At 45.7% G+C, this 14325-nt stretch carries 12 protein-coding genes and 5 tRNA genes; 1 reads left to right on the top strand and 16 read right to left on the bottom strand.

Annotated features, from left to right (window positions below; genetic code table 11):
• The 6 genes from IX95_RS25745 to IX95_RS00120 all read right to left on the bottom strand — a co-directional run.
• A partial coding sequence (locus tag IX95_RS25745; protein WP_200876927.1) for a transposase occupies positions 1-110 on the bottom strand: 110 nt, incomplete at its 3' end.
• 176 nt (positions 111-286) lie between these two features.
• The gene (locus IX95_RS00140; protein WP_051912410.1) at positions 287-1327 is read right to left on the bottom strand and encodes a hypothetical protein; all 1041 of its coding nucleotides are present in this window, start codon (positions 1325-1327) and stop codon (positions 287-289) included.
• 285 nt (positions 1328-1612) lie between these two features.
• Positions 1613-2812, bottom strand: coding sequence for an MFS transporter (locus IX95_RS00135; protein WP_038155830.1), 1200 nt, complete (start codon positions 2810-2812; stop codon positions 1613-1615).
• Positions 2813-2818: 6 nt separating this feature from the next.
• On the bottom strand, positions 2819-3202 hold the full coding sequence (locus IX95_RS00130) for a VOC family protein (protein WP_038155829.1): 384 nt from the start codon (positions 3200-3202) through the stop codon (positions 2819-2821).
• A complete protein-coding gene (locus IX95_RS00125) occupies positions 3172-3909 on the bottom strand; it encodes a hypothetical protein (RefSeq protein WP_029236298.1) in 738 nt (245 codons plus the stop codon). The genes IX95_RS00130 and IX95_RS00125 overlap by 31 nt, the downstream gene beginning before the upstream one ends.
• Positions 3910-4228: 319 nt before the next feature.
• The gene (locus IX95_RS00120) at positions 4229-5125 is read right to left on the bottom strand and encodes a response regulator (RefSeq protein ID WP_029236299.1); all 897 of its coding nucleotides are present in this window, start codon (positions 5123-5125) and stop codon (positions 4229-4231) included.
• 105 nt (positions 5126-5230) lie between these two features.
• On the opposite strand from IX95_RS00120, the gene IX95_RS00115 reads away from it, so the two are divergent.
• A complete protein-coding gene (locus IX95_RS00115; protein WP_038155823.1) occupies positions 5231-5992 on the top strand; it encodes a hypothetical protein in 762 nt (253 codons plus the stop codon).
• Positions 5993-6012: 20 nt separating this feature from the next.
• Here IX95_RS00115 and IX95_RS00110 read toward each other — a convergent pair whose 3' ends face one another.
• The 10 genes from IX95_RS00110 to IX95_RS00065 form a co-directional block, all read right to left on the bottom strand.
• A complete protein-coding gene (locus tag IX95_RS00110; RefSeq protein WP_081885386.1) occupies positions 6013-6933 on the bottom strand; it encodes an SPOR domain-containing protein in 921 nt (306 codons plus the stop codon).
• A 171-nt stretch (positions 6934-7104) separates the two neighbouring features.
• Complete coding sequence (locus IX95_RS00105; RefSeq protein WP_019277613.1) at positions 7105-8043, bottom strand: ABC transporter permease; 939 nt, start codon at positions 8041-8043, stop codon at positions 7105-7107.
• Between the two features lie 2 nt (positions 8044-8045).
• Complete coding sequence (locus tag IX95_RS00100) at positions 8046-9023, bottom strand: ABC transporter permease (RefSeq protein ID WP_006957610.1); 978 nt, start codon at positions 9021-9023, stop codon at positions 8046-8048.
• 174 nt (positions 9024-9197) lie between these two features.
• Positions 9198-10748, bottom strand: coding sequence for an ABC transporter substrate-binding protein (locus tag IX95_RS00095; protein WP_038155815.1), 1551 nt, complete (start codon positions 10746-10748; stop codon positions 9198-9200).
• Positions 10749-10833: 85 nt separating this feature from the next.
• Entirely contained in the window at positions 10834-12549 is a 1716-nt protein-coding gene (locus tag IX95_RS00090) for a dipeptide ABC transporter ATP-binding protein (RefSeq protein ID WP_019277614.1), read from the bottom strand.
• Between the two features lie 946 nt (positions 12550-13495).
• Positions 13496-13572: transfer RNA gene (locus tag IX95_RS00085), tRNA-Pro, on the bottom strand.
• Between the two features lie 53 nt (positions 13573-13625).
• Positions 13626-13701, bottom strand: a tRNA-His gene (locus IX95_RS00080).
• A 45-nt stretch (positions 13702-13746) separates the two neighbouring features.
• Positions 13747-13823: transfer RNA gene (locus tag IX95_RS00075), tRNA-Pro, on the bottom strand.
• 55 nt (positions 13824-13878) lie between these two features.
• Positions 13879-13954 (bottom strand) — tRNA-His (locus tag IX95_RS00070).
• 42 nt (positions 13955-13996) lie between these two features.
• Positions 13997-14073 (bottom strand) — tRNA-Arg (locus IX95_RS00065).
• Positions 14074-14325 lie beyond the last annotated feature (252 nt).

Genomic DNA, 14325 nt, shown 5'->3' with positions numbered 1-14325 from the left:
AGCTCTTTGCCTAAATTTCCTTTCAGAATCTTTAGTCGATATTTAGGTGTCCAAACAATATGATATTGGCACCGATGATAAACGTGTGAAGCGGATTCATATCTGCTCATGTTCGTTATTTCCTTCATTTGTTGGTTGCAAACGAGGACATCTTGAACATGAGCGTTCTTCGGGCAAAGCCCAAAAGAACGATCACCACCTTCTAAAGAAGGTGGTTTAGGGCTAGAAAACGACAAAGCAGGCTAATGGCCTGCTTTTTATTCTTCCCCAAGGTGTAAGTAAATACTTACTTTACGACCACTAAACCGTATTCATTGATTGTTGTGTCATCATCTGACCCATAGAACATACCATCAGTCGCTCCAAAAGCCGTGATACCTTCAACCTTATGATTAGGAAATGAATGGACTGGCTCAATAAGCAGCGACTCGTTACCCCCGCTACTCGCCATACTTTGCATAAATGCCATGTCCTCGAGATGAAAAGAGTGACTCGTCCGATACATCATTGAATGAGGTTGCGCATTTTGTTTCGAGTCCAATGCTTTATCTTCAGGATCATACGACGCCACACCAAATAGTCGATGTGAGGAAAAACTAAAATAGAGATCAGAGATATCTCGGCTTGTGGACCATGATGAGGGGGCAGTAATTACTCCCACTTTTTTTAACGCTAAAGGGATCACACCATTATCAGCTATGTCTTGTAAGGGATGAATACTTTCCCAATACAGTCCGCCTGAATTTCTATCACCTAGCAGGATGTTGTAAGAGTCATCACTGTCGATAGAAGGTGTGCACGCTAGGCCTTCAAAAGAAATACCGTCGAGCTCATCTGGGCTTGAGGATTGAGAATAAGTAGCGACCAAACGCAGCCCCGAACTTAAACCACCCTGAGACAGCTCTCTTTCTAATAAAAACAATCTGCCATAATCACCCTTGTAAAAACTGCTTTCAGCAGCCAAATAATATGTCTCATTGAGTTGGCAAATGGCTTCAATATCATTGCCACGCTTCTGCTCTAGGGGCCATGAGACTTGGCTTTGATCGATTGGAACAACGCTGGCATTGGATCCGTGACGTTCAACCATGGCGAATCTTGGCTTGTTTTCATCTCCAGGTTTGTTTTTCTCATCGAATACGGCAAGTGTATTGTAGTCGTAGATTTCACCCGACTCAGCGTAGTCACCCGCAGCAAGGCCACTAATAGGGCTATCGACTTGTGCTGAAAACTCGAACTCCTGTTCATCACACCCAACTAGAGCCATGGCCAATACAGCTATACTCCCCCAAACGCGAGGATTCGTACCGTTCGTTTCTCTTCTCATTTGTATTCTCTTCCTTATTTACACAGCTAACCTCTCACCAAAAGTGAAAAGCGGAACGAAAAGTTAATGAGTTACCTGCTCGAAGAGAACGGAATTACAAGGAAAGACACGGAATAAAGCTCAAAGAGAGTCAAATTTACTTTGATGATTTTTGATATATTTCAGTAAGTAACAAATGTAAGACAATTCGAGAAGGTAAGACTCGCACCAATATAAAAAGGCTCTAAGCAGATGCCTTAGAGCCTTTCAGTGTTAAGCGAGATAAACTTGTTCAGGAATTGGTAACTAAGCTGACTGAACTGGTTCCTGATGAACGGTGGCCGTAAAGCGATACAGCACTGCTAGCCCCGGTAATGTCGCGATCGCAACATAGACACCCACATAGGCGGAGCTAAGCAGCATGGCTTCTGTCACAATCAGTGGTGTTAGGCCACCAAAGATAGACAATGCAATGTTATAACCAATACCTAAGCTGGTGGTTTGGTTAGCAGATTGCTGCCATAACAGCGCGGCCAAGTTACCTAAAATAATCGCTGCCAACGTACTGATACCCAACACTGCTAACGCTTGCCAGATGAATTCGCTGGAACCAAGTAGCGCAAACAAGGGGACCGCTGCAAACAGCATAAATAGTGCTCCGACTTTAAATGCTTGTTGTGGTGAGAAACTTTTGTCGACGACAAACGAAAATACGAACAGCAATACCACCAGTACTGACGAGTTGATCAGTGCGAGGTTCTCAATCCCCATCGCTTTGCCCAAGATACCGCTCGCTAGGTTCTGAACATAGAACACCACCGCACCAAGAATGGAGATACAAAACACTTTGGCAATGATCTGACGGCTCGACTTACTTGCTACCGCTTCAGCTTTCGGCAATTCAGGTAGAGAAAGACGCAAATATAAGCTTACGATAATGTTCGCGACACCCACTAGCAGCGGCACTCGCCAGCCCCAAGCACTCATTTCTTCTGCCGTTAAGTAATGCTCTAAGCCTGCAACGATAAGGAGAGAAATGATGACACCGACAATAGAACTCGCAACAATCAAGCTGCTCACACGTGAGCGTTCTGATTTCTTCGCATCGTAGAGAAGGTAATTGATTAGGGTTGGGTATTCGCCCCCAAAGCTAAACGCTTGAATCATTTGGAAGAACAAGAACACAACCACAACGTACTGTCCGACCGTGTCGACTGGTACAAATGCCATCGATACCGTAGCTAAGCCAGTCAGAAGGTTACAAAAAACCAGTGCTCGTTTACGCCCGTATTTGTCGGCGTAGCGGCCAATCACAACGCCGCCAAAAGGTCGGATCAAAAATCGCAGGGCAAATACGCCCCACACCACCAGCTCTGAGTGTTCAATGCCTTGGGTGGCAAATAGCTGGGAAATGTACATAGATATCGATGCGAATACAGCGATATCATAAAACTCCATGGCATTACCAAGGACAGCACTGGTGCGCTGTTTCCAGGTGAGTGACATTCTGTTTTACTCCTCTATAAGTTCTAATTGATTTCCATCGGGGTCTGAACAGAAAAAGTAACGGAAACTACCTAGCCTAGCGTTGTAAATAGTAGTGATGTTGGTGACTTCCGATAATTTTCTATGAAAGGCTTCAAGATCATTCACACGTAAAGCGAAATGGGTGATGCCCACTCTTTTTAACGCGATCAATGATTCAGGAACTGGGGCTGAAACGTCCCCACAAAAATGAAAAAGCTCGATTCTCGAGCCTTGGTTTTCCAACATATGAATGGTGACCTGCTCATCCCGACAACTTCGTTCAAGCTGGTAACCAAACAATGCATAGAAATTTTGGCTGGCGACTAAATCGCTGACCGTTAGCGATACGTGATGAAACTGTCCAGACATGCGACTGTCACTCCATGTTCCACCAGTTTTCTAAAGAAGACCGAATCAGGCTGAGATTCACAGCCCAGTTTGCATTTGATGATATAGAGTCGCCGCGCTTCTTCCACCTCTTGGCAGCCGCGAAGCAAAGCCACCTCTTGAAAGGTTTTCATCTCAAGAAAGTAACGCACACTGGTGAGCTCATCGTGTGTCAGCGTCAGATTGCCGAACACATAAGGTTTCTCTTCGTCATAATTGGACTGAACTGAGTTGGCGGCTGATAAGCTATCAATCGGGATCTGTATCTCTTTATCACTCCAGCATTCAAGCGCAAGGTGATTGACCTTAGGACGGAACGCAATCGCCTGACTGACCACATCGCAAGGTAACGGCGTGATTGGCAAAGAGATGGAGAGAATGTCGTACTGTGAGCCCTGATTGGTCACGATATCGACGCGGTTATGGCTCGCTTTCGCTGACTCACGGAAATTTTGGGCCCCTTGACTGTTCCACAGGTTAATGCCCGGCTTGAGACGCGAATGGAGGTTTTTATACAGCTCGTCGCCCCAATAAGCCAGATGCCATGAATAGTTAGTCGACACGGTTTTTACTTGCTCAAGTTGTGTATCCACTCGAGAGAAAGACACCGTCTGATCGACTCCCATGTACTCAACATAGCGTTTGAATACATGGCACATCGCTTCCATGTCAGCGTTACGTACATCCATGACTTGTTAGTATTATCAGCAAAAAACAATATGCGTATCATACCCTATGCATTTTGTTTTACTACAAAAAGTAAGGCCGAATTAAACGGGTTATCAATAATTGAGGTAAAAGCAGAAAAATCACATTGAAATGCACAAAAGCTTCCAAGGCTAATATTAAAAACATTTTATTTAACAAATAGATAAAGATATTTATATCAAATAAAACATCACCATTAAACAACCCACTTCTCACACCATAAGCCCCAGAAATAATTAATTACTGTACATCCACCCTATCCTATCGTTGGGCAGTACGCTGTTTAGAATGATTCATAAACTAAAAACCAATCAGGGTCACTTTACCCTGCGCCATATCTTCCAGCTGACAGGAGAAGTCGACTCTCTTGTCAGCTTCTTTACTATACAAAGCTTCGAGCTTTTCAAACGCGGATGGGATAAAACTGACGTTTTTCAGTCGCAGGCTTTTTCGTGAATTGCTATCGAGAAACGCAAGGGAAGACTTATCTAGCACTCGCTGGCAGGTATCGAGAATGTCTTTGCTCACCAGCTTGCTATGAATTGCTCTTTGCAGGTCTTGCTTACTGATCGCGGAATTGCTGCGCGAGAATACACAAATCGCATATATGTCGAGAATAGCCACCGCGCGCGGCCTTTGCGTTTCGCCATCCTCGTACACGGCAAGCAGGCACGGGATTTTACTCTCATCAAAAGATTGCTGGCGGATATTGTTCAGCACTAGGCGATCGCTGATTTCACGCTTCATCAGCTTTTCCAGCTGAGATAACTTAGGCAGAGCGAGCTCTTTCTGTACATCGTTGATGTTTTCCAGCGCCCTTTCGCTCTCTTCAGCTCCTTGCACTAGTGGTAAGAGTTTGCGGTGCAGCTCTTTGTCATCAAAGGGCTTGGACAAAACAAAACTCGCGCCAGCCGCTTTGGCTTGATTAATCTGCAGTTGATCGTCAACCGTAGTAATCATGCCCATCTTGACGCCCAGTTCGAGCTTTTTGATTTCCTCAATCAAGGTCAGCCCCGTCATGTCTGGCATGTACCAGTCGGTGAGGACGATCTCTGGCTGCCATTGTTTAACCTGTTCAAGAGCATCAAGTGCACTGTCGGTTTTCTGAATAGACAAGCGGCGGTAGCCGAAATTTTCTAAGGCTCGCCTGACGATTTCTAATGTGGCTTTACTGTCATCGACAATCAGAATCTTCACAAATCGCATTCTACTCTTGCTGGGGACTGTCTAAATTATAGGCACAATTTGTTATGACAACTAAACTTACACTCTATTAGGATTCAAAAAACATGGAATGAGTTCATGGATTTAGCGCCTCTTCTCACCACAGAAAATCTCATTGCCCTAGCGGTCGACATGGGGTTATTCATTTTGTTGGTATGGTTTGTGATTCTATTGTTGATACTTCGCGAGTTTCGCCACTTCGTTCGAGAGGTCGTTCATGGCAAAGATATGGACCGCAATACCTACGAACTGTGCCAGCAATCGGTCGATAGTGCGCTGAATTACACCGCTGAAAACAGCGACACCCTTAATGACCTCATTATTATCCAGCAGGCGTTGGAAGCGCAGGTATCACAAATAAAATCCGCTAATGACGGGGGGTTAAGCGCTCAAGATCAGGAATCGATTGAAGAGCTCAACCAGAAGTTGAGCAAATCGCATCAGTTGATTAAAAAGCTCAAAGGCGACCTCAGCCGCAGCATCAAGGGATTAAGAACCGCTAAAAATAAACTTCTTAAACAGTCAGATACCGTCGAAAGCCTGCAACAGGAGAAAGAGCAGCTAGAGAAACAGTTTGAACAGTTGGAGCAGGAATATGTCCAGATCAGTGAGGCTGGCGGTTTTAATAAGCTAGAGAAAGAATACCAGCATGAACGGCAACAACTGCTTGGCATCATAGACACCTACAAGAAAAAAGCCGCAGAGAAAGGTGACGTCGGAGAAGTCAAAGCTCAGCTGGAAGCGGTGCAACAGCAGCTGCACCACATTACCAAAGAGAAAGACTTTGTTGAGAAAAAGTACCTCGACTTACTCAAAGAAGCTGAAGAAAAAAACCAGTAGCAGAGCCACTGGTTTTTCGATTACTTCACGCACATGACATTCAACAGCGATGTGCCTTTCAACTGATTGACCTTACCGCTATAAAACAGTCCAGTACGCTCTGCGCCCCAGTACGGTAAGTGCATTGGCCACTTGTCTCGTGACATCACCTTCGCATCCAACAAAGATTGCCACTCTTTTGCTGTTGCCAGACGCATTCCCATTCGGTAACAGGTCTTATAGGCCATTTCATAGTCCATGCGATTCCATGGCAATTCATGTTCCATATAGAACTGGTCGTTGCCAAACAGAGCGTATGGCACCTTGTACTCGACCCCATTGATGGTGGTGTGTTGACGAATCGACACGCTTTTATCCTGCTTTTGCTTAGGCTCTGCTTTTGGCACAACCTTAGGTTCAGGTCGGCTTGGTGCCGGTATCACTGTTGTCTGCTGCTGTGCCACTTTAGGCGCTGGCTGAGGTTTAGGCTTGGCTGCAGGCTTCGTCACTGGTGCGGCTTTTGCCGTCGGCGCTCCTTTCACCACTTCACGGACGAAGGCCTCTTTATAATCTGGCAGCTTCTTCACTTTAGCCAGATCTTGTTTTGCTTCGGCAAAGTCTGTGTATGGACCAATCAGACAACGATAGGCTTTGCCTTCCGGTTTTGCCCACACATCCGAATTGATGTGTTGATAGATTTTCTTCGCCTCAGGCAAAGCCAGAGGTTTGCCGTACACACCACACTGGATCCAGAAATAAGACGCCTGACCTTTTGGCTTCTGTTTTCCCCACATCCCTTTGCCTATCGGGCAAGCAGCATCCAGCACAGGCAAGGTGTCGCTAGACGCCTGAGTTGCATCACACAAAAATTCTTCAGCATATGTCGGAGCTGACAACATTGGCAAAGCCAATATTGCGAGGCTCATGAGTGTTACTAAAGGTCGCTTAGATTTAACGGCCATTCTCATTCCCATACTCTTAATTCAAACCTTTAATTCGATGTCCATATCGTGATCGATATAGTGACATTATTGACGGCTCACTGTTGAGAAAATGTCGATGCAAAAAAAGAGCCGTAACATGTTACGACTCTTAGTGTAGTGAGATATTTATAATCAAATCTTAGGCTTGGATCACCCTTTGTAAATTTTCGGGTTAAATACATCTCGCAACCAGTCACCCAAAAGATTGATAACCAGTACTAATGTCACCAAAACCACACCTGGGAAAGCAGTAATCCACCATGCACCGGAGAAGATGTAGTTAAAGCCAATGCTGATCAGAGCACCCAATGATGGCTGGTCGACCGGAAGACCTAAACCAAGGAAAGAAAGTGCCGCTTCAGACATGATGGCATTTGCCACCTGAACCGTCGAGATCACCAAGATAGGCGACAAACAGTTCGGCAGAATGTGGCGGAACATGATGCGTGGTGCTTTAAAGCCCATGACACGTGCCGCTTCCACGTATTCTTTTTTCTTCTCAGCCAGTACCGACGCACGAATAGTCCGCGCGTATTGCGGCCACTCTGCGACACCAATGATCACTACCAGCATCACAACGGCATATTGACTGTAAAAGTCGCTGCCAAAGCTGGCTTTAAAGATGGCCGATACGATGATGGCGACCATCATGGTAGAGAACGAAAGCTGTACATCGGCAAAACGCATAAGGAAGCTATCTACACGACCACCAAAGTAGCCCGCAGACAAGCCGATGACGATACCCAACACTAACTGTAGGCCAACCGCCAGAAAACCGATGGTCAATGACAGGCGCGAGCCGTACAGAATGGTCGATAGAATGTCACGACCCTGTTCGTCGGTCCCCAGAACAAAACGCTCGTCGCCGTCTTCCATCCAAGATGGTGGCAACTCTGAGTCCATGATATCAATGGATGCTAAATCATACGGGTCTGTCGGTGACAGTATTGGCGCCGCAATCGCCATCACCAGGAATAACATGAACACGGTAAAGCTGGCCATCGCCACTTTGTCGCGTTTGAAATAGTAGAGGAAATCCGATTGTTTAAAACGCTCCCAATGAGAAGGAGCAGTTGCTGTCTGGCTCATGATTATGCTCCTTTGCCTGTCAGGTTAACGGTCGGGTTGATAATGCCGTATAGCAAGTCAACGATAGTGTTCGTCACAACAAAGATCAGACCAACGAAAATAACGTAGGCGGTGATCAGTGGTGTATCCACACGGTTGATTGCTTCAAGGAAAAGGAAACCAGTACCTGGCCATTGGAAAACCGTTTCGGTCAGAATGGTGTAGGCCACCATAGTACCGATTTGCACACCACCGACGGTCAGTACAGGCAGCATGGTGTTTTTCAGTGCGTGCTGGTAGTAGATCTTGTTCAGCGCTAGGCCTTTCGCCTTACCGAATTTGATGTATTCAGAACTCAGCACTTCCAGCATTTCAGAACGAACCAGACGGATGAAAAGCGGCAACATAATAGACGCCAGTGCAATACACGGCAGAATCAAATGCGCTAAGCCATCAAGAGTAAAGTAGCCGGATTCCCAGCCGAGCACATTGGCGGTTTCTCCCCGCCCATAGGACGGCAACCAGCCAAGCTCAATTGAGAAGACATACATCAGCATAATCGCGGTCAAAAAGACCGGTATGGAAATCCCGACACTACTAAACGCCATCACCACTTTGGTAAATATACTTTTCGGGTGAATCGCGGAGTAAACGCCGAGGGGTATCGAACAAACGATGATAATAACCGTGGCGCCAAACACTAGCTCTAGTGTCGCAACCAGCTTATCAAGAATCACTTCAACCGCAGGGCGCTTGAAGAAATAAGAAGTACCTAAGTCACCTTGCAGCGCAGCGCCAACAAAGCGAGTGTATTTAGTAATGAAGGGATCGTTAAGGCCGAGCTCATCACGCAGAGCTTGACGCTCCGCTTCAGAAACCGACTGACCAACAAGCTCACGCAATGGGTCACCCAGATTATCCTGAATGGCAAACGCCACCAAACTGATCACAAACATCACTATCAGTGCCTGAAACAGGCGCTTGACCAGAAACGAAAACATTCCTTGCCCCTTTAACTTTCCGTAGATTTCAGTCTGCTAAACCAGAAGTACTCCGGTCGCATTTTCAGTCTGAAAAATGGCACCTAACCCGACTGAAACAAAGCTAAGCACCAAAAAATTAAGTTTTGGCACCCGATAAGGGTGCCAATAATCCTACTTAATTCTGTGAGGGGGTTATTTCACCACCAAGTCACCGAAGTAAGGGAAGTTCATCGCGTTCACGATTGGCGCGATATCAACGTTAGATTTTGCACCCCAAGCAAGGTTCTGCCAGTGTAGAGGTACAAACGCCGCTTCGTTGTACAGCGTTGCTTCTACTTTCTGTAGCATTTCTGCACGCTTCGCTGGATCCGTCTCTACGTTAGATGCGTTAACCAGCTTATCAACTTCAGCGTTAGAGTAATGACCACAGTTGTACTGGCCTTTACCTGTTGCTTCGTCACGCGTCATCGTTAGGAACTCAGAGAAGTTCGCAGAATCTTCTGTATCTGAGTGCCAACCGATCATCAGCATGTCAGCCGCACACTTGTCGAACTCTGGCCAGTATTGTGCTTTAGGCATGGTCTTCAGATCTACTTTGATACCGATCTTAGACAGCATTGCCGCCGCAGCCTGAGCAATTTTCGCGTCGTTTACATAACGGTTGTTTGGCGCCATCATTGTTAGCGTGAAGCCGTTTTCGTAACCCGCTTCCTTCATTAGCTCTTTCGCTTTCTTCAGGTCGTAACGTGGTACGAGATCCGCTTCATAGCCAGCGTAGCCTTCAGGACCTTGCTGACCAGCAACCGTTGCGAAGCCTTTCATGATCTTCTTCACGATGCCTTCGTTGTTGATCGCATGAACAATCGCCTGACGAACACGAACGTCTTTCAGTGCTTCGTTGCTGCTTTGGTTCATTTGGAATGTGATGATACGAGTGCCAGGTAGTGTCACTAGGTCTACGTTCTTCGCACCTTTCACACGTTTGTGATCGTTTGGTGCAACCGGTGCAATCATATCTACGTCACCAGAAAGAAGTGCTGCAACACGTGTTGCGTCTTCTTTAATTGGTACTAGAGTTAGCTTGTCTACGTTACCCGTGTCTTTGTCCCAGTAATCGCCAAAGCGCTCGAATGTTACTTTTACACCTTGCTCACGCTGAGTGACGATAAATGGACCAGTACCAGATACGTTAGTTGAAGCGAACGAGTTACCGTGCTTCACCACTTCCGCTTTGTCTTTGCCATCTTCGGTCTTACCAGAGTAGAACTTGCTGTCCATTGGGAAGATGTACGTTGCTGTTTGTAGAACCAGCGGGTAAGCACCTTTCGATACTAGCTCAACTGTGTAGTCGTCTACTTTTACCATCTTCTCGTATGGTTCGAAGATCGCTTTAAAGTCAGGAGAGTCTTTCAGACGGTCAAACGTCCAAACTACATCATCAGCCGTTAGTTCGTTACCAGAGTGGAACTTCACGCCTTTACGAAGCTGGAAGCGGAAAGTTGTGTCATCTACACGTTCCCATTTCTCTGCTAGGCGAGGTTCAAAATCTAACTTTTGTGTGTAACGAACTAGTGGATCAAACACCATGTGAGACATTTGCAGTGTACCGCCAGATAGCTGCTCATGCGGATCCAGAGACACTGGGTCAGCATCATAAGCCACTGTGATATCTGCCGCTGCTGCGCTAAAGCTTAAGCCAGCTGCCATTAAAGCCACTGCTAGTTTGCTTTTCATGGTTTTCATTGCATAACTCCTTATGCGGGATTCATCCCTAGTTGTTGTATTTGCTTCTGTTTTTGTCACCCAAATATCGGGTAATGTCTACGACTTACGCCGTTTTTACTTCTTCTCTTAAGCCTGTAAATTCAGGCATTAATGAAATCAGTTGTTGACTGTATTCGTGCTGAGGTGATCTAAAGAGCTGTTCGGTCGGCGCCACTTCCAGTAGCGTACCCATTTGCATCACACCCACTCGATCACACATTTGGCGAATAACGGGTAAATCGTGACTGATAAACAGCATGGTTAGATTTAACTCATCTTGTAAATCTTTTAGTAAGTTCAGAATCTGTGCCTGTACTGATACATCGAGCGCTGATGTCGGTTCATCACAGATAAGAAGACGTGGACGGGTTGCCAGTGCACGCGCAATCGAAATACGTTGGCGCTGACCACCTGAGAATTCGTGTGGGTACTTCACACCCGCCATTTTACCCAGCCCAACGTGATCAAGAAGATCGTGCACGATCTGGCGCGTTTCGTTTTCATTGCGGGTAAGCTTGTGGAAACGGATTGGCTCGGCGATGATATCGAAGATCTTCATCCGCGGGTTCATTGAAGTGTATGGGTTCTGGAACACCATCTGCATTTGACGGCGTAGAGGGCGACGTTCTTTCTCTGACTTCAGAGACGTTAGATCAATACCCTCAAAGGTCACCTTACCCGAGTTTGGCTGATACAGACCCGCAATTACACGTGCAATGGTTGATTTGCCCGAACCCGATTCACCCACCAAACCGAAGGTTTCCCCTTCGAAGACTTCAAAGCTGACATTATTCGATGCCTGCACATACTCACGGCGGCTTTCAAACAACGAATCCTTGGTGGTAAAGCGAAGATTGACGTTCTCTACTGTCAATAATGAGCCTGTGTAATCACGGTGATCCTGACTTTGACCTAACCAGTGATTCTTCACATCCAACGGTTCCATTTCGTGCGCTTCTTCTATATAGCTCACGAGTGGGAAGCGATCGAGTTTTACATCGGAACGCGGTACCGCAGAAATCAGGCTGCGAGTATATGGATGATCTGGGTCGCCAAGCACTTTGGCTGTATTACCAAATTCAACCAGGTCGCCTCGGTACATTACCGCAACACGGTCTGTTACGTTAGAAACCACGCCCATGTCGTGCGTTACCAACATACAGCCCACGTTGTTCTTAATACACAATTCGCGAATCAAACTCAGGATTTGGTCCTGAATGGATACATCCAGTGCCGTCGTAGGTTCATCGGCAATGATCAGATCCGGCTCACCAGCCAGTGCAATCGCAATCACCACACGTTGGCGCATACCGCCAGAGAATTGGTGTGGGAACTGCTTGAGACGGTTTTCCGGTTGAGGGATACCCACTTGCTGCATCAGAGATAGAGCGCGCTGATACGCTTCTTCATCCGTCACCTTCATGTTGGCATGAATGGTTTCTTTCAACTGCTGTTCAACAGTAAAAAGCGGGTTAAGTGAGGTCATTGGATCCTGAAAGATAAATCCAATTTTTGAGCCTCGAACCTGGCGCATTTCTTCTGCCGATAAGCCTGAGATCAGCTCACCATCTAAGTAAACATCACCACTAGCGATGCGACCAGGTGGGCTCAGCAAATCAATGACGGCATTACCGACTGTCGATTTACCAGCACCAGACTCACCCACAACGCCCACAATTTCTCCTCGTTCGATGTTGAACGATAGAGATTTAACTGCTGCATGCACACCGTGGCGCGATGGGTATTCGATTCGAAGATTTTTAACTTCTAAAAGTGACATTACCAGACCTCTACTGCTTTGGCAGTTTTCTGCCCTGTCTGAAAAGTGAATCCATTCAAGCCAGCCTGTCCACCCAATCAATTTAGATAAAATTGGGTACACCGTTCTGGCAATTTATAAGGTCATCAATTTGGCAAAAAATTCACAGAAAAGCAACAAACATAGTATAAAAAGTCGATTTCGAACAAATACCAAGCAGCTTATGAAAATAAATATGCAATTGAGTTATATCATCGGTTGGTCAAACCTGTTGCCAATACCCTCTAAAAACCCTTATTTATAAGCACCACCAGTTATGACTTAGACCTTGACGTTATAAATAATCAAGAATAAAAATTCACAAAAAACACAATAGCACCATTTAACAAAATAAAAACATAGCACTATAATTAACCAAATAGTTAGTAATTAAAACCATACAAATCGACAATAATAAAACTTTAGTTCAGATAAACAGTAAATCAATAGCAAAAATCGCCATGATTAATGATCAATAATCGGATCGAGCATAAGTGGAATTTCTGCTTAACTATTTAGTGCATACGTAGAATATATGACTGTTGGCAGAAAGAGTGTCACGACCAAGAAACTGAGTGTTCAAGGTGACACAGTAAGCATAAAGAGAACCATAACTGCACTTATTCAAACGCTTGTATCCGGATGCAAAAAACCAATATCTTCTTTATATCCGCCGGATAGCAAACCCCACCCGCTCAATATGGAATGATGATGCTCTCAGAAGCGAGAGCCCCGCTTTTAATCTAAGAACGCAATCTCCATATTTGCCCTTCTATAAATAAGAAAGCATTAGTGGTTATCGATGTTTTGAGGCATTACAGAATAGGAGAGGCGAGAGAACTTCTCAATCAAAGAGATTAGACGTGAAAATATGGATAGAGCAGGAACGAAAAAACCCCAGTCTTTCGACTGGGGTTTTATCTAATAGTGGTCGGTGAAGAGGGATTCGAACCCCCGACCCTCTGGTCCCAAACCAGATGCGCTACCAAGCTGCGCTATTCACCGACTATGTTTCATCTTGAATATATCAAGATTGGAAGCAAAGCTACCAAAATAAATGGGGTGGCTAACGGGACTTGAACCCGCGACAACTGGAATCACAATCCAGGGCTCTACCAACTGAGCTATAGCCACCATCAATTTTTGTGTCTATCGCTCTAAAAGCCATAAACGAAAGAGTGGTCGGTGAAGAGGGATTCGAACCCCCGACCCTCTGGTCCCAAACCAGATGCGCTACCAAGCTGCGCTATTCACCGACTTAAGTTTTATCTCGATAATGAATCAAGAAAGGAGACAATGCCACCAGAATAATGGGGTGGCTAACGGGACTTGAACCCGCGACAACTGGAATCACAATCCAGGGCTCTACCAACTGAGCTATAGCCACCATTATATTTGCCAATTTAACTTACCTTAGTAAGCGTCCGGATGGCGCGCCCGAAAGGATTCGAACCTTCGACCTTTGGCTCCGGAGGCCAACGCTCTATCCAGCTGAGCTACGGGCGCATGCCCTATCGGCGGAGTGGAATAATACGTATATCACACTAGGCCGTCTAGTACTTTTTAAACTTTTTTTATCGTTTGGCGCCTTTTTGGGCAATTAAAGTGTGATAAACCCCTATTTCCCATTAGATAACCCCATGGAAGCGGGTAACTTGTTGTTTATTGCAACAAGTTATCAGGATATAATCACCCAATATTTACATTGATTTAACAGCAAAACGCTGTGAATCAAACCACACTCTAATAATAGGTAAG

The organism is Vibrio sp. B183 (genome assembly GCF_000740665.1).
GTDB lineage: Bacteria > Pseudomonadota > Gammaproteobacteria > Enterobacterales > Vibrionaceae > Vibrio > Vibrio coralliilyticus.
This window is presented reverse-complemented; position numbering and strand designations above follow the sequence as displayed.